Source organism: Embleya sp. NPDC059237, from assembly GCF_042754105.1.
In the GTDB taxonomy this organism is placed as follows: Bacteria; Actinomycetota; Actinomycetes; order Streptomycetales; family Streptomycetaceae; genus Embleya.
Genome location: NZ_JBHZAE010000032.1, coordinates 55,832 through 72,592, shown reverse-complemented (window position 1 = coordinate 72,592; position 16,761 = coordinate 55,832). Strand labels below are relative to the sequence as shown.

Genomic DNA, 16,761 nt, shown 5'->3' with positions numbered 1-16,761 from the left:
CCAGACATTTCGAAGCTTGCAGGGCGGCCGCACTGCTGTCCGCCAAACGCACAAACCCCGGCAAGACCAACCTTGCCGGGGTTAAAGATCAAGCTTAGGCGCGGCCGGAAATATTTCAGTGAACGGGCCGTACCGCCTACCCGCTCGGTTGTTGGTTCCGCTCGTGGCTGTCGTTGAGACTTCCATGCGACTGCGGAACGAAGCCACGCTGGAGGATTCTCTCGTCACAACGATCTGGAGTGTCACCCGCGTTGTGGCAGCGGTTGCCGTTCTTGCGCTGGCAACCCATGAGGTACTCGTCCGTCGGCGTCAACGGTCGACCAAGGAAGTTCATACGCGATGATTGGCGGCCAGGAACTGCTTTCCCGATCTGGCGGGTTCAGTTCGCGCCACGCCCCAGGCGCCGTGGGCCCACCACCCCCTGGGCAGGCCTGCCCAATGCAATGCACCCGTCGGGGTGCATTGCATTGGCCATTTGTGTACGCGGCCGAGGACCTCCTCAAGCCCACCAGCGGGCGTCTTGCTCGACGCAAGCAGATCAAGGAGGCGGCCGACCGGCTGCCATTGCCCTGAGCCACCTGAACCCGGTGGCGCGCAAAACACATGCTCCGGCCCCGCCACGAAGCGCCGCGATACGTCCACGACGAAGCCGAGCCCGTCGGCACCGAGGACTGAGCAGCATCCTGCCCGCGGCCGACCGACCGGTCAGCCGCGGGGGTCGGCGAAACTCGATCGGGTAGGTGGCTGCCGCGCTGCACCACGCACTTCTCCGGGACCGTGTGGCCGCTCGCGTTGTGCGACATGCTCGGATCGGGCCGGAAGAGGGCGGATGGGGGTATGCGATGGTGGCGAAGGCCGGAGCACACGGGCGGGAGCCGCTGGATCAGGTCGTGTACCGCTGGAGCCACGCGGACTTACTGGGCCGCAAGGGCATGGGGCCGGTCGCCGGCTCGCTGAATGCGGACCGGCTCAAGGAGTGGGACCACGGTCTCTACAGCCACGTCTCGATGGATCGTTCGCCGGCGGAGACACCCGCGTGGAGCGTGTCCCGGGTGAGCCTGGAGGACTGGCACGCGCTGATCCTGCGGGAATCCACGACCTACGACGGCAATCGGCCCGGCAACAACGCGCATGTGCTGCTGGACCCCGAGCGCCGGGTCGACGGGCACACCATGCTGGCGGTCGCGTGGTTGCACGGGCAACGCGAAGGCGGGCTGGTGGGCTACCGGCTCGGCGACGCGCCGGGCCGCAGGTGGATGTATCCCGCCTCGATCCGCCCGGACGCGTTCGATCCGGACCTGCCAACGCCGATCCGCGAGCAGGCACGGCACCACGCCGACCTGGTCGAGATCGTGCTCGCGGCGGTACTGCGCAACCATCGGCGGCAGTTCACGCTCCATATGAACGACGTCGGCCCGGACGTCGTGCCGCTCCTGTGGGGGGTGTTCGACTTGGCGCAACACGTTGCGCCAGGTCAGTGGACCTTCTCCACCTACGAGACCAGCGACGCGGCGGTCAAACCGCGCTTCGTACTGGTTCCCCGATGGCCCAACGCACCGGAACCTGCCAACCGACTGCGGATCGACTTCGGCACCGAACCCCGACCGGGACACGACGTATTCCGCGACGCCGCGGGAATCCTGGTCCGGGAGTACTGCACGCGGCCGTGGGAGGACGTGCGGCACCTGCTGGTGAAGGTCGGCGAGGCAATCCCTCCCGGCGCGTCGTTCCTGGACCGTGCCAACCTGCTGTGCGAACTCGACCCGGTGCCACGCGAGAACCCGGCGGGCGGGAGAGGCGAGCCGGGAGCCCCGGACCCGGGACGGGGCTCGACGCACCCGGGCGGTGCGCCCGCGTCGTGGAGCGGCCCGGGCCGACCCGCGCCCCCGGCCGATCCGCCCCGAACCGCCGAGGAACACCCGGCCCGGTCCGTACAGGGCAGGTGGAACTGGGACGCATGGGACCGTCTGGGGGCGACCGCAGAAGGCTTGACGGCACTCCGGAAGGCCACCGAACCGATGGCCCAGGGCGGCGGCCGGGAAACGCAAAGGGTCGGCAGGGAGATCGAGCGGGCCGACCCCGGCACTCTCGCGGCGGCACTGCTGCTGCTCGAGTCGCCACTGCTCGAAGCGGTGATCCGGCGCCTGGCCGTGCTGGTCGATCGCGAGTACGCGAATCCGCGGCGTGAATGGCGCTCCCTGCGCGCCTACGCGGAGGTGCTCGGCCGACTGCACGAGGGCATCGCCACCCTCGCCGACTGCGGGGTGCAGGACGAGTTGTTGTACACCCTGCTGGGGAAGATGACCCGGATGGTCGCCGAGAACGGCGACCGCTTCCCATGCTTCGCCGCCGATGTCGCGGGCACGATCACGCAACTTCGCAGGTCCAACGGACGTTGGCAGCGGTGCCAGCGCGTCCTTGTGGAAGCGATCTCAACTACCGCCTCCTACCCGCAGTTTCAGCGCGAGTGCGGTCGGCTTCTGATCGAGGAATACGGCGTCACACCATACGGGACAGGCTCGCAGCCATGACTGAGGCACCCCGTCTCGAAACGATCGGTTCTCGCCACGCGAGATGGATAGGACCGGCCCCGATACTCCGCACCCTCCCGGAGCGCATCGGGCAGCGCACCGCGACCCGATCGCGTTCGCCGCGCAGCAACGCGGCACGGATGCCGAAGTCGAACCACTCGCCGCGTGCGCGGTAGCGGCGAAGTACGCGTGGAGGGCCGCTTCGAGGCCCTGTCCGCCGGGGGTCTTCCACAACAGGTGGAGCGCCACCGGGGAACCGACTTGCAGGTCCGCCAGGCGTGCGTCGGGGTCGTTGCTGACTCCGATCTTGACGGTGCGCAGGGCGGGTGAACCGATCAGGTACACCCAACGCTTGGACTTCTTACCGCTCATGCGGTCCTTCCTCGAACCCGCGAGGGGTCGGCGGGCCCGGCCGATGGTCAGGGACGGGGGTCTCGGACCGTGAAGTTCGGCCCGAGTTGTTGGCGTTCGCCGCTGAGGTCGACGGTGAGGTCGAGGCGTTCGCCGGGTTCGCCTTCGCGGGGTTGGCAGTCGTCGGGGCAGAGGTAGAAGGCGACCAAGTTCACCGACACGAGCAGGGCGTGGGGGCGTGTGGGTCCTAGCCCGGACCGGTGCCGGTGGCGGCGTCGAGTGCGTACACCTTCGTGCTGGGGGAGTCCCCATCGGTGGAGAGGGAAACGACGATGTACACCACCCCGCCGACCTCCACCGGCGACGAGTAGTCAGCGCCTTTGGCGGTGTAGGCCCATTTCTTGGTGCCGGTGGCGGCGTCGAGCGCGTACACGCTGTCGCTGCCGCCCGTGTACACCACCCCACCCACCAGCAACAAGAAGTAGACGACGCTGTTGGTGGTGTAAGCCCATTTCCTGGTGCCGGTGGCGGCGTTGAGCGCGTACACGCTGTGGTCGAGGCTGCCGAAGTACACCACCCCGCCGACCACCGTCGGCGAGCACCTGACGGCGTCTCCGGTGGTGAAGGCCCATCTCTTGGTGCCGGTGGCGGCGTCGAGCGCACACACGTTCTTGTCCTCGCTGCCGACGTACACCACCCCGCCGACCACCGTCGGCGACGAGTCGACGGACCATTTGTTGGCGTAGGCCCATTTCTCGGTGCCGGTGGCGGCGTCGAGCGCGTACACGCTGTCGCTGCCACCGGTGTACACCACCCCGTCGACCACCACCGGAAACGAGAAGACGAACCCGTCGGTGGTGTGGGCCCATTTCTTCGTGCCGGTGGCGGCGTCGAGCGCGTACACGTTCTTGTCGTTGCCGCCGATGTACACCACCCCGCCGACCACCGTCGGCGACGAGTGGACTTGCCATTCCGTGGTGTAGGCCCATTTCTTGGTGCCGGTGGCGGCGTCGAGCGCGTACACGTTCTTGTCGAGGCCGCCGATGTACACCACCCCGCCGACCACCGTCGGCGAGCAGTAGAGGACGCCGTCGGTGGTGTAGGTCCATTTCTTGGTGCCGGTGGCGGCGTCGAGCGCGTACACGTTCTTGTTGTTGCTGCCGAGGTACACCACCCCATCCACCACCACCGGAAACGAGGAGACGCCGTCGTTGATGGTGTAGGCCCAGGGTTTTGTGGGTCGTGGGTCGGACGATTCGGGCTGCGGCTGTGGCTCTTCGAGTAAGTCCGTGAGAGTGAGGGCTGCGATGGTGCCGCCCGCGATCGCGGTCGCGGCGGCCAGCCACAGGAACCGGCGGCGCCCCGGGGCCGCGGGAACAGGCGGGCCCTCGTCGGAGCCGGCTCCCGCCGTACCGGCCCCGTCGGGCTCCCGGACGGGGCCGCCGGTCGGCAGGTCATGGATCGGTCCCGGCCCACGCGAGGACAAGGACGACCCGACCGGTCCGGTGTCGGTAGCCGTGCGTCGCGGGCGCCGTCGTCGGCCGCGGCCCGCGTGTGGGGCGCGGCAGCGCGGGTGTCGCCGGGGCGGGGCCGACGGCGGCGAGCAGGCGTCGGTACACCTCGTCGGCGGTGGCGGGCCGGTCCCGCGGGTCCTTCGCGAGCAACCTCAGGACGAGGTCGTCGAGTTCGGCGGACACGCCCGGGCGTTGCGCCCCGGGGCGGGCGGGGGTTTTGCGCAGGTGGGCATTCATCATCGGGATCGGACCGGTGGCCTGGAACGGCGCCTTGCCGGTGAGGAGTTCGTGGAGGACGCAGCCGAGTGAGTACAGGTCCGAGCGGGCGTCCGCGGGCCGCTCGTCGAAGCGTTCGGGCGGCATGTACGCGAGGGTGCCCATCACGTTGCCGGAGAGGTTCGTGGCGTCCACGAACCGGGCGATCCCGAAGTCGAGGATCTTCACCCGCCGTCCGTCGGCCGTGAGCATCAGATTCGCCGGCTTCAGGTCCCGATGGACGATCCCCGCGGCATGCGCGCGGCCCAGCGCCTCGGCGGCCTGCGCCGCCCACTCCACCGCAGTGTCCACGGGCGGTGGCCCGTCCTCGCGCAACACCGCCGCCAGGTCGCGGCCCTCGACGAACTCCATGACCAGGAACAGCGCGCCGTCCCCCTCGTCCCGACCGAGATCGTGCACCGTGACCACACTCGGATGATGCAACGCCCCCGCCGTACGCGCCTCACGCAGGAACAACGCCGCCCCGGAGGCATCCGCCCTCGCGCGCGGCAACAGCTTGACCGCGACCCGCCGCTCGATCACCAGGTCCCGCCCCTCCCACACCTCCCCCATCCCGCCCCGCCCCACGAACCGAACCAACTCGTACCGACCGGCCAACACCCGCACAGCCCAACCCCCTCGCACAGCCCGCCCCCGACACCGGCCGCAACTGGCCGACTCTGTACCGCGCCCCAAGGTCACACCCCCGAACAAGCCCGCACCAGCCCGGTGACCCAATCGTTGCCAGGCCGATCCCGCCGGAATCCGCACCCGGCCCCCACCCCCGCCCCGGCCCGTCGGCGGGTCGACCCTGCCCCGCCCCGCCAACCGACACCCGCTCCCTGGAGCCCGCAGCTCGTCACCCCCACTGACACGAACTCCGCCGAAGCACTGACAGGTCGCACGACGAGACGACACGCGGCGCCTATGAGCTTCGCCGACCCACACCTCGTCCGGGGGAGGAATGGTTCAGGCGCCGTGAATCGCAACTTTCAAGCACAGCAGCTGTGTGTCGTCGAGGGCGCGAGTCGAATAGATTTCCTGTCCCGGATATTGCTTAGGGCAGTCGCTGACGGTGCTGGACCCGGGTTTGACCGCGATGATCTGCAACAGGAAATTGTTCGGCTTGTCCAAGTTCAACAGGACGCTGCAGCCGCGACCCTTCACTACGTAGGAGCCCGTCGGCTTGTCGTCACCTTTGCCGAGAAAACACTGCCCCGCCTGGAAGAATCGGTCAACGCAGAGCGTGACATTGGAACGCCCAGGCCCGGAGTTGGGCCATTCACCGCGCCCGTCGCTGGTCTTTGGGCACACGCCATAGGTTGAAGGACGATGAATGTCGGTCACCTTGTAGTAGGCGCGAGAAGACGTGCAGGGTACGACCTCCGGCCCTCTTCCATCCCCATCCAGTGCGTAACCGTCGAGCAGGTCGTAGATGGTGTCGAAACAGTCACCCACGTTAACCTCCTCAAATTTCTTGTCCCAGCTTCTAATCGAAGGGCTCGGGCTCGTGCTTGTGGGGCGAACACTCTCGCCTCCACCGGAACGGAGTGGTCCACTGGACGTGGCGGCCGGGGAATTGTTCGGGGATCCCGCGCCCCGACCCGGTGCGCCAAAGGATGTATTGAGTACGACTGCGAGTACTCCACCGAGAAGTATGCAGGAGAGGGCAATCACAGCCGGAATGACCCAGGACCGACGAGACCGGCGTTTACGCTCATCATCGATTGCGGGTCTGGTGGGCGCGGTCGCTGCGGACACCACGGTGCGTCGGCGGATTCCTCCCCGGGCCGGTGGTGTCTTCGGCTGCTCGTCGGGGGCTCCGTGTGGTTCCGGGCGGGTTACGCGTGTGGCGTGGTCGGACGCTCGGGGTCGGGGTGCCGGTGTCGGGGGTTCGGCGGCCGTGTTCTTGGCCACCGGGCATTTGTCGGCGGTGTCGGTGCCGCGCTGGTTGGGTTGGGGGAGGTTGCGGGCGATCAGCCTGTGTCTCAGGTGGGGATACAGCTCCGCGAAGGTGAGTACGGGCGGTCCGCCGGCGATTCCCGTGCCGATCAGGTCGAGCAGTTCCCCAGTGAAGGGGGTACGGGTGTTGGCCTGTCCGGCGTGCGCGGCACGGTCGGCCGCGGTGAGGGTGTAGGCGCCGCGTACGTCGGTGATGTCGGCCAGGTGACCTTGTTCCCCGGCGAGGACGTCGATGACGCGGCCGGAGTAGCAGCAGTCCAGCACGACGGCCGTGACCCGGGCGGGGCTGTCGCGGAGAACGCTCCGGACCTTGGAGTACTCCAGCCCCGTGACATCCGGCTGGTCCGCCAGGGTGTCGCTCACGGCGAGGACGAGATCCCCGTTCGGGGTGACGGTGCCGTGCCCCACGAAGTACAGCAGCAGCACGCCGGTGGTGTTCTGGGCGTGCAGGCGCAGGCTGCTCATCACGCGGCGGCAGTCGATCGGGGGGAGGACGAAGACCTGGCCGTCGGGCCAGCCGCCCAGTTCCTCGTCGACGAGCATCCGGCGCATCGCCCGCAGACTGTTGCCCGCGGCGGGGACGTCCGGGAAGTCCGGGTCCCGGTATCTGGGGACACCGATGAGCACGGCACGGGAGCCGGACCGGTCGATGCGGTCACTCCCCGGGGGCATCGTCGCCTTCCAGCACCCGGGTGATCAGGGCCGTGGGATCGCTGACGCGCCGGGCGTCGACCTCGACCGTGCGGCCGTTGGCGGTGAACCTCACCCTGACGTCCGCGCGCCGGGTACGCAGCCACGCGGACAGCGACTGGGCCAACGCCACGCCGACACCGCCGGAACCGACGGCCACGCTGATCACGTCGAGCCCGCCGCCCAGTTCCCCCTCGGCGATGTCCTTGCGCACGACCCGAACCGAGCCCTGCAGATCGCGCTCCGCGCGGAGCCAGCCGACGAGCGCGGCCAACTCCCCGATCTCGTCGTCACCGCTGATACCGATCACGGCATCGATGGCCGTCATCACTTCCTCCTGACGCGAGCCCACAAGGCGCGGCCGTTGACGACCGCCTCGGTGCCGGGGCGTTGACTCCCGGGGCACGGAACCCTAGCCGAAGGAACAGGCGGGGGAGGGCGGAACCGGCTCACGCTCGTCGACGACCGGAGTGATGTCCGGTGTGCAGTCTCAATCGAGGCTGGCTTGGGCACGCGGTTCGGCGAACAACCCGACGCGACCCGGGGGTTGTGAGACTTGTAAGACCACCCTCGCGGGCGTACGCGCGCGAGGCCCCGACCCCGCCCCCACCAGGGGCGAAGCGGGGTGGGCGCCGGCTGGCGAAGGGCGCGGGACGCGGCCGGTTTGTTCCCCATTGCCGGCGCCGTGTGCCCGACGACCCATCCCTTGAGGTCGTCGGGCCGCATCCTCTCCCCGGCCGCGCTCGCCGGGCGCCGCAAGGCCCGGAGGCATTCCTGGTGGGGAACACCGCCGGGCCCCGCAGTGCTACTTCGTGATGCCGACGACGGTGGAGACGCCGTCGGTCACCAAGTGGTGGCCGGTCTCCTCACCGACGCCCATCAGCACGGCCAACGCGAGGGTGCCGAGCGCGGTGCCCGCGCGGCGCCGCCAACGCGAACGCGAACGCGGGCTGACCGCAGGCGGTTCGTCGTGACAGCATGGGGCCGGTTCGTCGTTACTAGGTAAATTACTGCGTAAGTTACTGGGCAATCCCTGCCTCCTGGTTCGACGGATCTGCGAATTGGCGGCTCCCGGTTGCACCCGGGGGCCGTCGCCGTTTCCGGCGACGACCCGCTGAGCCGTACCGGCAGACTAGGCCGGCCGCGCGACCCCTCGCGCAGCATCTCCGCCCTTCCCCGGGCGCTCTGACCTGGGACGGGGACCTCGAAACGGCTTCGAGAAATCGATACCAAACTCTGGGTTGGATCTCGTTCGTGAACGAGGCGTCTGTGGGGGTCCTGTCCTCGATCCCGTCACCTGCGCAGATCGTTCCCGAACGCCGACTTGGGGCGTGGACAGCCGTGACCCGGATCCGGGACGGCGGCCGGAGCGGTCCCCTCCGGAAGGGCTCCGAAAAAATCTTGAAAAAGTTGCTCGCGCGTGCGCACGCGCGAGGCAACCTTTCGTCCCGGTTCGGGAGTTCGTGGTGATCTTTCGGCATACACCTCTCGAAGGTGGAGCGCGCCGCGGCCCGATGGACTGGATGCGGGCGACGACCGGTGCGCTTCGGGTATCGAGGGACCACCGGGACGGCACCCGGGGTCATGAGGCGGCGGGCTCTATGTCGTCCAGGGCGAAGGCCAAAAGGACTTGGTCGTCCGCGTTGTATTCGTGTTCCCAGTGCGCCAGCAGCGTGTCGCAGACGGCCGGAGGCGGGCCGGTGGACGCGGAGAAGCGATCCAGGAGGCGCGTGAGTCCCTGGTCGAAGTGCAGGGAGCGTTGGTCGAGTAGGCCGTTTGTGTACAGCAGGCACATGGCGCCCAACGGCAACGCCACGGTCGTCGCCCGATAGTTGGGGTCGTCCGCGACCCCGAGGGCCAAGCCCCAGCTCCCCCACGCGATACCGCTCGCACCGTTTTGCGCGCGCAGGAGAGGTGGTAGATGCCCGGCCGAGGAGAAGGTGAAGCACCGGGCGTCCGGATCGACGATCCCGTATACGCCGGTTGCGATCCACGACGCCCCCGCGATGCCCAGCATGAGGTTGTTCGAGCGTTCCATCACCTCCCGGGGCGGCAGACCCATCGACGCGAAGGCGCGCATGCCCGCGCGCAGTTGCCCCATCAGGGCGACTGCGCTCGGTCCGCTGCCCATGACGTCGCCCACGGCGACGCCGGTCCTTCCGTCGGGCAGCGGGACGACGTCGTAGAAGTCCCCACCCATGTGCCAGTACATGGCGGGTCGGTACCGGGTGGCGATGGTGACGCCCGGGGTGTCCGCCGTGTCGGCGTGCAGCATTGCCCACTGCAGATGGAGAAGGGCCTCCCAATCCCTTCGCTCCCGTTCGATTTGTTGCTGGACTGCGTTGGCGCTGTCGGCGATCACACGTGCCGTGTCCACCGACGCGGCTTGCGTCCCGTCCCCGACGGCGCCGTTGCCCGGCTTCGCGTCGGACGCGGCCGTCCACAACTCGAGAAACCGCGGGATCTGGTGCTCCGGCGTGGTGCTGCGCGCCCGTGTGCCCAGAATCTCGACCAGCGTCTCGACCGTGTCCCACCGGGGCAGGCGCGCCTGGGTGAAGGCCGCGTGAAGCGTGCTGCGCGAGATCCGCCACTCGCAGAACCCGCTCATCTGGTCCAGCGAGGGCATCCCCGCCCACAGATGCAGATGGTGCAGTGCCTCGTTTAGGTCCCTCAACGGACCCGCCGGAAGGGCCGGGCGCCCGAACCTGCCCGCGTTGCCCACGTGTTGCCCCGTTCGTCGTGGTGGTGTCGCAGGAGAGTCTTGGGCACGGGAGTCGGACATCGGACACTTCTGGACGGCGATGGACCCCCATTCCTCGTAAACAAGGCCAACAGGGTTGGCATCGCGTCGGATAAGCTCCCCTTATCCGATGCAACGCAACACTTCGGGCGTTCTACGGCGGGGTGCCGTTTGACGACGGGCCCGGGTTGTCGTCGAACGCCCCGCTCGAAGAGGAGCGCCCGGGAGGACCGCCGGAATTCACGACGATCACCACGTCGTTGTTGCGTGGCGTGCGCGCAAGGAATGCCGTCAGGCCCGACGAGAGCGTCGTGATGCAAAGTTCTACGAGGCCCAGGCCGGAGTTGAAGGCGACTGTGCCCGTGGCCTCCAAGACGGCGAGAGTGCCGGCGATGGTGGCGATGATCGCCGGATACAGTGCCGTCCGCAGCAACGACGAGATCCTTGACCGCACTTTCGCGAGGCGGAGCTTCGGCGCCCCGGCCGGCCGACACAGGGCCCGCGTTCGTACGACGCCGAAGACCAGGATCGACAACGCCCCGGCCAACTTCGTCTAGCCGAGACGGCGTTCGCCCAGCCCGGCGAGCCATTCCTCCTCGAACCGCTCCGCGTTGCCCTCACCGGGCAGCCGACGGGCGGACCACCGCACGATGCGGGCCGCTGTGGCCGAGAGGATCGGCGTGCACTCCAGGACGACCATCCCGAGTGATACGAGCAGCAGGGGCACCCCCATCGTCATGGTTGATCACGTCCTTCGCCGGACCGACGGCGGCGGATCAGGGTGGAGATCCGGAGCAGCAGGAGACAGCCGGCCATCGTGACGATCGCAAGGCCCGCCCGAGTCTCCCACCCCACGACCAGGCTCATGGCCACGTCCGTTACCGCGACGCTCGGAAGCACATAGTCGGGCAGCGGCGACGACAGAGCGGCCCAGACGCGGCGCAGACGCGAGACGTGCGGTTTCGGCCGAGCCAGCTTCCGGACCCGGTGCGCTCCCAGCGTCACGATGCCCAGCGCGCTCACGAGCTTGAGGAGCTTGCCGGGGCGGCGTTCGATCACGCCGAGCCACTCCTCCTCGAAGCGCGTCGCGAGTTTCGGGTCGGGGATGCGCCGCGCCGCGGAGCGCACCATCCGGGCCGCGAGCCAGGGGCATACGTCGACCATCTCGGCCAGGATCAACGCGAGCAGGGCGCCGATCAGCATCATGGTCATCAGACGGTCCCCGGGATCCCGTCGAAGCCCGAGGCGAGCCCGGGACGAGGAGACGACGACGTCTGGGGAAGTCTTCCGCGGCGTTCCAGGACGACGGCCCGGGCGCTGGGCAGGCCCACCCCGGACAGGCGGTAGAACCGCCGCCGCGGCTTGCCCTCCTCGGGGTGTTCGGTCTCCCAGCGGCTCTCGACCCAGCCCGCGTTCTCCAACCGGAGCAGGATCGGGTAGACGCTGCCGGTTGCCTTGCCGGCGGCTCGCGCGATTGCGAACCCGTGCAGTTCATCACCCTGGGCAAGTAGGACCTCAAGGACGTCCAATGTGGCCCCGGTGATCTTGAATGGCGTCTTCATGCCCTCAATGCTACATGACTAGAGTTAGTTCTCTGTATAGCTAGAGTTGGGATCGTGCCGCTTCTGCGGAGGCGGGTTACCAGCGGGTGGCCAGCGTCAAGTCGTCCGGGAAACCGGGCTTCCTGCTCGACTGTTGGATGTCGCCCGAGGTGTACGTGCCCGTGTTCGTCGCCGGTCGGCTGCGTCGACGTTCGCAGCCCACGATTCGGATCCACGTGCGGTGACAAGGCAGCCTTGTCACCGCACGTTCGATCACCGCTGTTTGTGCTGCAGCAGGAGCTTGAGCACCTCCCGCGCGTCCAGACGCTTGCCGGGATCGTCCGAGCGCGCCGCGACCAACGCGACCAACGAGGTCACCAGTACATCGGGTCCCGGTAGGAACGGAACGGAAAACCGGCGTTGGTGTCAAAACATTTGACACCAACGGTCAATGTTGGGTCCGATCTTCGGCCGGGGACAGCTAGGCTCGTTGTGCAATCAGGCGTTGCCGCAGGTCGACTTCCTCGGGTGTCGGAGGTGCGTCGGGACTTGCGATACGAGCTCGGATGGGTCGGGGGATGTCGTCGCCGTCGGCTTGGTGGGCGAAGTCGGCGTGGGCCTGTTCGACGGCTTCGGGGTAGGCCGCGGCCTTGGCGTGTTCGGCGAGGGCGCGGTAGACGCTGGCGAGGCTGGGGCTTCGTCCCTTGCGTTTGCCGGTGGGGATGATCAGGTCCGGTCGGATCGCTTCGACCGATTCGCCGGCGGCCTTGCGGCGGAGCACGGTGTGCAGCATGTCGTCGGTGATGACCGCAGGGCGTCCGCCGTGTTTGCCCTTGCGGGCGGCGGCGTCGAGTCCTTCGAGGGTGGCCTCGCGGACGTTCTCGCGTTCGGTCTCCGCCATCGCGGCGAAGAACCCGAACAGGATGCGCCCGGGGCCGGTGGGGTCGTAGATCCCGGGCAGCGGTCCGGCGAGCATCTCCAGCACCAGGCCGTGCGCGGTCAAGTGGTCGGCCAGGGCCGTGAGTTCGGCCGCGTCGCGCCCCAGCCGCTTCATCTCGTACACCGTCAGGATCACCCGGCAGTGCGGCGCGTGGGCCTTGATCTCGCGGGCCAGCGCGAGGGCGGCCTCGAACCGCGGGCGCACCCGCACCCGGGTGCTGATCTTCTCCGAGAAGACCTTGTCCCGGGGGATGCCGTGCGCGGCGAGCGCGTCCAACTGCGACTGGAGTTCCTGCGTGAGCGTCGAGCAACGGGCGTACCCGATGCGGATGTCGGCGCTCGGGGTGTCGGGCGCGATCGCGGACGGGGCCGGGGTACCCGGTCGCCAGGACGCGCCGGGGCCACGATCGGCGGGGGTGGGGACCCGCAGGAGTTTCGCGAGTCGGGGCACCTTGGTGAACCGGCCGGTGTGGTAGGCGCCGGCGACCGCGCCGGAGCGCGAGCGGCACGGCGACCCGGCCGCGACCGCGCACCGCGGGCACGGGTGGCGCTCGACGTCGTCGGCGTCGCTCCGGTCGGACTCTTCGGGCAGCGTCATGATCCGAGATGCTGTCACAAACATTTCTCACAAGGGGGTGGATCCCACTTTTGAGTGAGAACGGGTTGTGAGAACGATTCCGGGCTCGGGGCCGGTTCTGTTGTCAGCTTCCGAAGTCGGCTGCACGCATGACTGAAGTCGCGTGCGCGGGGGCAGTTCACCGGTTGCTCGGCGGCGGGTTCGGACGGGGCGGTAGCCTCCGCGAAGGAGCGAGCGGTCGGGGGCCCGGGGAATGGCTGAGCGCATGCCTGTAGAGAGCACGGCGAAGCTTGCAGTCCTGATCGACGCAGACAACGCCCAGCCGTCGGCGGTGGTCGAACTGCTTGCGGAAGTCGCGAAGTTCGGGACCGCCCACGTCAAGCGCGCGTACGGCGACTGGACGGGCACCCGGCTGTCGGGCTGGAAGGCGCACCTGCTCGCGCAGTCGATCCAGCCGGTGCAGCAGTTCGCCTACACCACCGGCAAGAACGCCACCGACGCCGCGATGGTCATCGACGCAATGGACCTGCTGTACACCGGGCGCTTCGACGGATTCTGCATCGTCTCCAGCGACAGCGACTTCACCCGCCTTGCGGCCCGCATCCGCGAATCCGGCTTGACGGTGTACGGCTTCGGCGAACGCAAGACTCCCGCGCCGTTCGTTGCCGCCTGCGACAAGTTCATCTACATCGAAAATCTCGGAGCCGTCGGTGCGCCCGTCGAGGCCAAGCAGGCCTCGCGGAACGTGATCACCCAGCTCAGGGGCGACACCGCCCTGGTCAACCTGCTCCGCCGTGCCGTGGAGGCGGCCTCGGACGACGAGGGCTGGGCTCACCTCGCGAACGTCGGCAACATCATCACCAAGCAGCGCCCGGACTTCGACGCCCGGACCTGGGGATACACCAAACTCAGCGATCTCATCGACGCGACCGCCCTGTTCGAGGTGCGCCGTCGCATCCCCGGCGACGGGAAGCCGGCCGTCGTCTACGCCCGCGACAAGCGCCGCGCCGGCGAGACCCCGAGGCAGGCGGCCGCAGAGCAGTGAGCCGCGACGACCGGTTCCGGTTTCGAAGTCGTCTGCGCAGGTATCCGAAGCTCCCAGGGGCCTCCGCCCCGGTTGGTTACAGCCGGGGGACGTCTACGAACGTGGAGCCCTTCTGTACTGCCGAGAGCAGGTCGTCCAATAGGACGTGACGGACTTTGCGCAGCGCCGGTTTCGCGCCGTTGGCGCTTAGGGCGAATCCGAGTGGCAGGCCGAGGGGGACCGGCGGACCGAGTTCCACCAGTGTGGCCGGTCCCGGCCAGTTGTCGTTCAGGTCCGGCTCCGCCATGACGGCGGCAAGGTTCACGATGCCGGTCATCGGTATGGCCTGCGCCGAACCGAGGCGCCACATGCCGGTGATCGGCCGCACTGCTTCGAGGGTTCCGTCCTTCGAGTAGCCGAGGTACTTCGCACTCAGCCGAATCTGCCCGTGCAACAGGGCGTCTCGGATGTAGACGCCGTGGCTCAGGAAACGGCGTCCGACGTCCTGGCTCATGGCCACGAGCGCGACGACGTCGCGCGGGCCGAGCGGTGCGATCTGCACGGCCTCCGTCGGTGCCAGCGCACGAGGCGAGGTAATTTGGAGGTGCTTGCGGGCCGTGTAGTCGGTCAACCCGACCTCCTTGAGGTCGAGGCGGCTTGCGCCGCACTCTTCGATCAGCCGACGGATGGCCCGGTCGGGCGCCGCGAGTGCTTCGAGAACATCGTCCATGCCGCCATCATAACTGGATGGTGTTGAAACAGTCATGGATTCGTTGAGGTGATGTTCGCATGACAGGGTGCGGTCCGAGTAGCCAGGGGCGCAATCGGTCGATTACGCCCCCGCGGCCGATCCAATGGGCGGGAAGCTGAAAAATCTGGGCAAATCAGCTGGTGATCCAATGCGAGATGATGCGCAGTTCCGCCCCCCGTTTTCGCCCCTGTAGAGTCGCGGTCCGGCAGTCGTCGGACGTGATGAAGGGTGCGATGAGTGACGGATCGCCTGTATCTGCGGCATTCCACCGACAAGCAGACCAACGCCCGCCAGCTGCACGCACTCGCGGCGCTGATCGCGTCCGGCGCCCCGCGTTACGAGGACCCGGCCACCTCCTCGCGCGTGTTCGCGGTCGACCGGCCCGGGTTCCGCGCCTTGTTGGATGCGGCCGCGGTCGGGGACACCATCCGCATCGCGGACGCCGCGCGCCTGTTCCGGTCGACTTGGGACGTCCTGCAGATCCGCGACGTCCTCAGACGGCGCGGGCTGCACCTCTATATCGCGACGGGCGCATGGTCCGGCTTCGACCTGGCCGCCGACGACCCGCAGACCAAGCTGTTCGTCACCATGCTCGCCGGCGTGCTGGAGTTCCAGCGCGACATGATCTCCGAGAACACCCGCGAAGGCGTCGCCGCCGCGGCCGCCGCCGGAAAGACCCTCGGACGCCCTGCCGTGCTCGGTGAGGGCGACGCGGCGGACGTCGTCGAGGCGTACGCCGACGGCGCCGCGGTCAAGGCCCTCGCCCGGCAGTACAAGGTCGCGCCCCGGACCATCCGCCGCGTCCTGGACGCGGCGGGCGCCCGCCGAGCCGAGGCTGCCCCCGAGGAGCCCGAAACCGCCACCCCCACCCCGCGGCAGCCCGAACCGTCGGCGGACCGGCGGTGCGCGATCGACGTGCCCGGCCTGCTCGCCGACTACCTGGAGGCCACCGCCGACACCGGCCCCGCCCAGCTCCGCGAGGCGCTCCGGGAAGGCTGGGTGATCCGCCGCGGCCGCGGCCACTCGCTGCGCGTGACGGCCCCCCTCGCGCTGCACCGCGCCGCGCTGGCCCGGTGCGCGGTCCTGGCCGGCCCCGGAGGGGCGGCGGCCGCGCGCAAGGCCCACCGCGCGTACGCCGACCGCATCGCCGCCGCGCGGCCGTAAGGCCCTGTCGTTGCTACCCGGTACGGTCCCTGCCGGTCCGGCCGAACGGCGGGACCGGTGGCAACAGACAAGGGGACGAACGCGGATGTCGGATGCGATGTGGCCGGTGCTGACCGAGGCCGAGCGCGACCAGTGGGACGCTGTCCCGCTGGTCGGGGTCGGGCCGCTGCTGTTCGGCATGACCCGCGGCCAGGTCGGCGCCGCCTTGGACTACCTGCCCGCCGTGAGCAGCGGCGACTCCGCCTCGTACGGCTCACCCGGGATCTGGGGGCACAGGCTCACGGCGTACTTCCGGCCCGCAACTGAGGACGACGTACCCCCGGATGCGCCCGGTCGTGCCGTCCCGGGCCAGATCGACGATGGCCATGAGTACTTCCCCGGGCAGAGGTTCGGCGGGGTGCTCGCCGCGGTTGCGATCGATGCCCGGGTCGGGCCTCAGGTGCGGTGGGACGGGTTGGCGCTGACTGGGCAGGTGCCGTCCGCGACCGACGATGCTATGTACGCCCGGGTCAAGGAACGGGGCTTCGACCAGGAGATCCGCATCTCGCAGAACGGCGACTACAGCTACGGGGACGTTGGGATCCTCCTGCGTGTTCAGCGCGCCGGGGACATCCTCCTCACCCGGCCGGTGTTCGCCGCCCCGGCGTGGACCGATCGCCTCGGCGACACCTCCGAAGGACCGCTCCCGACCCAGGAATGGCACACCCACGCGTAGCGTTCCG

Annotated in this window: 18 protein-coding genes; 5 read left to right on the top strand and 13 right to left on the bottom strand. The window is 68.9% G+C overall.

What is annotated here, in order from left to right; genetic code table 11:
• The first annotated feature begins 842 nt into the window (after positions 1-842).
• Complete coding sequence (locus ACFXKZ_RS50195; protein ID WP_380014480.1) at positions 843-2,531, top strand: hypothetical protein; 1,689 nt, start codon at positions 843-845, stop codon at positions 2,529-2,531.
• On the opposite strand, the gene ACFXKZ_RS50190 is transcribed toward ACFXKZ_RS50195, so the two are convergent.
• The 6 genes from ACFXKZ_RS50190 to ACFXKZ_RS50165 all read right to left on the bottom strand — a co-directional run bounded on the left by ACFXKZ_RS50190 (position 2,433) and on the right by ACFXKZ_RS50165 (position 7,631).
• Entirely contained in the window at positions 2,433-2,903 is a 471-nt protein-coding gene (locus ACFXKZ_RS50190) for a GIY-YIG nuclease family protein (protein ID WP_380014477.1), read from the bottom strand. The two genes, ACFXKZ_RS50195 and ACFXKZ_RS50190, sit on opposite strands and share 99 nt — an antisense overlap.
• Before the next feature lie 47 nt (positions 2,904-2,950).
• Positions 2,951-3,103 carry a hypothetical protein gene (locus ACFXKZ_RS50185; RefSeq protein WP_380014474.1) on the bottom strand — a complete coding sequence of 51 codons (153 nt, stop codon included), beginning with the start codon at positions 3,101-3,103 and terminating at the stop codon, positions 2,951-2,953.
• A 26-nt stretch (positions 3,104-3,129) separates the two neighbouring features.
• The gene (locus ACFXKZ_RS50180) at positions 3,130-4,368 is read right to left on the bottom strand and encodes a PQQ-binding-like beta-propeller repeat protein (protein WP_380014471.1); all 1,239 of its coding nucleotides are present in this window, start codon (positions 4,366-4,368) and stop codon (positions 3,130-3,132) included.
• Positions 4,337-5,224 carry a serine/threonine-protein kinase gene (locus ACFXKZ_RS50175; RefSeq protein WP_380014468.1) on the bottom strand — a complete coding sequence of 296 codons (888 nt, stop codon included), beginning with the start codon at positions 5,222-5,224 and terminating at the stop codon, positions 4,337-4,339. The genes ACFXKZ_RS50180 and ACFXKZ_RS50175 overlap by 32 nt, the downstream gene beginning before the upstream one ends.
• Positions 5,225-5,620: 396 nt before the next feature.
• Complete coding sequence (locus ACFXKZ_RS50170; RefSeq protein ID WP_380014465.1) at positions 5,621-7,285, bottom strand: caspase domain-containing protein; 1,665 nt, start codon at positions 7,283-7,285, stop codon at positions 5,621-5,623.
• On the bottom strand, positions 7,269-7,631 hold the full coding sequence (locus ACFXKZ_RS50165; protein ID WP_380014462.1) for a hypothetical protein: 363 nt from the start codon (positions 7,629-7,631) through the stop codon (positions 7,269-7,271). The genes ACFXKZ_RS50170 and ACFXKZ_RS50165 overlap by 17 nt, the downstream gene beginning before the upstream one ends.
• A gap of 484 nt (positions 7,632-8,115) precedes the next feature.
• Between ACFXKZ_RS50165 and ACFXKZ_RS50160 the strand changes: the two genes are divergently transcribed.
• Positions 8,116-8,277 carry a hypothetical protein gene (locus tag ACFXKZ_RS50160; RefSeq protein WP_380014459.1) on the top strand — a complete coding sequence of 54 codons (162 nt, stop codon included), beginning with the start codon at positions 8,116-8,118 and terminating at the stop codon, positions 8,275-8,277.
• 608 nt (positions 8,278-8,885) lie between these two features.
• Here ACFXKZ_RS50160 and ACFXKZ_RS50155 read toward each other — a convergent pair.
• From ACFXKZ_RS50155 to ACFXKZ_RS50130, 6 genes are all read right to left on the bottom strand, one after another.
• A complete protein-coding gene (locus ACFXKZ_RS50155) occupies positions 8,886-9,977 on the bottom strand; it encodes a PP2C family protein-serine/threonine phosphatase (protein ID WP_380014456.1) in 1,092 nt (363 codons plus the stop codon).
• Positions 9,978-10,197: 220 nt separating this feature from the next.
• Complete coding sequence (locus tag ACFXKZ_RS50150; RefSeq protein WP_380014453.1) at positions 10,198-10,476, bottom strand: hypothetical protein; 279 nt, start codon at positions 10,474-10,476, stop codon at positions 10,198-10,200.
• A gap of 120 nt (positions 10,477-10,596) precedes the next feature.
• A complete protein-coding gene (locus ACFXKZ_RS50145) occupies positions 10,597-10,782 on the bottom strand; it encodes a hypothetical protein (protein WP_380014450.1) in 186 nt (61 codons plus the stop codon).
• Entirely contained in the window at positions 10,779-11,255 is a 477-nt protein-coding gene (locus ACFXKZ_RS50140) for a hypothetical protein (RefSeq protein WP_380014447.1), read from the bottom strand. The genes ACFXKZ_RS50145 and ACFXKZ_RS50140 overlap by 4 nt, the downstream gene beginning before the upstream one ends.
• Complete coding sequence (locus ACFXKZ_RS50135) at positions 11,255-11,605, bottom strand: PadR family transcriptional regulator (RefSeq protein WP_380014444.1); 351 nt, start codon at positions 11,603-11,605, stop codon at positions 11,255-11,257. The genes ACFXKZ_RS50140 and ACFXKZ_RS50135 overlap by 1 nt, the downstream gene beginning before the upstream one ends.
• A 460-nt stretch (positions 11,606-12,065) precedes the next feature.
• Positions 12,066-13,121 carry a recombinase family protein gene (locus ACFXKZ_RS50130; RefSeq protein WP_380014441.1) on the bottom strand — a complete coding sequence of 352 codons (1,056 nt, stop codon included), beginning with the start codon at positions 13,119-13,121 and terminating at the stop codon, positions 12,066-12,068.
• A 232-nt stretch (positions 13,122-13,353) separates the two neighbouring features.
• On the opposite strand from ACFXKZ_RS50130, the gene ACFXKZ_RS50125 reads away from it, so the two are divergent.
• Positions 13,354-14,145, top strand: coding sequence for an NYN domain-containing protein (locus ACFXKZ_RS50125; RefSeq protein WP_380014438.1), 792 nt, complete (start codon positions 13,354-13,356; stop codon positions 14,143-14,145).
• Between the two features lie 76 nt (positions 14,146-14,221).
• On the opposite strand, the gene ACFXKZ_RS50120 is transcribed toward ACFXKZ_RS50125, so the two are convergent.
• Positions 14,222-14,854 carry a hypothetical protein gene (locus ACFXKZ_RS50120; protein WP_380014435.1) on the bottom strand — a complete coding sequence of 211 codons (633 nt, stop codon included), beginning with the start codon at positions 14,852-14,854 and terminating at the stop codon, positions 14,222-14,224.
• A 258-nt stretch (positions 14,855-15,112) separates the two neighbouring features.
• Between ACFXKZ_RS50120 and ACFXKZ_RS50115 the strand changes: the two genes are divergently transcribed.
• Positions 15,113-16,039 (top strand): recombinase family protein, encoded by a 927-nt coding sequence (locus ACFXKZ_RS50115; RefSeq protein ID WP_380014432.1) that lies wholly within the window; start codon positions 15,113-15,115, stop codon positions 16,037-16,039.
• 85 nt (positions 16,040-16,124) lie between these two features.
• On the top strand, positions 16,125-16,754 hold the full coding sequence (locus ACFXKZ_RS50110) for a hypothetical protein (RefSeq protein WP_380014429.1): 630 nt from the start codon (positions 16,125-16,127) through the stop codon (positions 16,752-16,754).
• Positions 16,755-16,761 lie beyond the last annotated feature (7 nt).

What these genes read in the sequence shown, in the direction of transcription:
- ACFXKZ_RS50170 (WP_380014465.1), bottom strand. Translation starts at nt 7,285, where the DNA reads ATGCCCCCGGGGAGTGACCGCATCGACCGGTCCGGCTCCCGTGCCGTG.
- ACFXKZ_RS50165 (WP_380014462.1), bottom strand. Translation starts at nt 7,631, where the DNA reads ATGACGGCCATCGATGCCGTGATCGGTATCAGCGGTGACGACGAGATC.
- ACFXKZ_RS50135 (WP_380014444.1), bottom strand. Translation starts at nt 11,605, where the DNA reads ATGAAGACGCCATTCAAGATCACCGGGGCCACATTGGACGTCCTTGAG.
- ACFXKZ_RS50145 (WP_380014450.1), bottom strand. Translation starts at nt 10,782, where the DNA reads ATGACGATGGGGGTGCCCCTGCTGCTCGTATCACTCGGGATGGTCGTC.
- ACFXKZ_RS50140 (WP_380014447.1), bottom strand. Translation starts at nt 11,255, where the DNA reads ATGACCATGATGCTGATCGGCGCCCTGCTCGCGTTGATCCTGGCCGAG.
- ACFXKZ_RS50110 (WP_380014429.1), top strand. Translation starts at nt 16,125, where the DNA reads ATGTCGGATGCGATGTGGCCGGTGCTGACCGAGGCCGAGCGCGACCAG.
- ACFXKZ_RS50130 (WP_380014441.1), bottom strand. Translation starts at nt 13,121, where the DNA reads ATGACGCTGCCCGAAGAGTCCGACCGGAGCGACGCCGACGACGTCGAG.
- ACFXKZ_RS50175 (WP_380014468.1), bottom strand. Translation starts at nt 5,224, where the DNA reads ATGGGGGAGGTGTGGGAGGGGCGGGACCTGGTGATCGAGCGGCGGGTC.
- ACFXKZ_RS50120 (WP_380014435.1), bottom strand. Translation starts at nt 14,854, where the DNA reads ATGGACGATGTTCTCGAAGCACTCGCGGCGCCCGACCGGGCCATCCGT.
- ACFXKZ_RS50125 (WP_380014438.1), top strand. Translation starts at nt 13,354, where the DNA reads ATGGCTGAGCGCATGCCTGTAGAGAGCACGGCGAAGCTTGCAGTCCTG.
- ACFXKZ_RS50190 (WP_380014477.1), bottom strand. Translation starts at nt 2,903, where the DNA reads ATGAGCGGTAAGAAGTCCAAGCGTTGGGTGTACCTGATCGGTTCACCC.
- ACFXKZ_RS50195 (WP_380014480.1), top strand. Translation starts at nt 843, where the DNA reads ATGGTGGCGAAGGCCGGAGCACACGGGCGGGAGCCGCTGGATCAGGTC.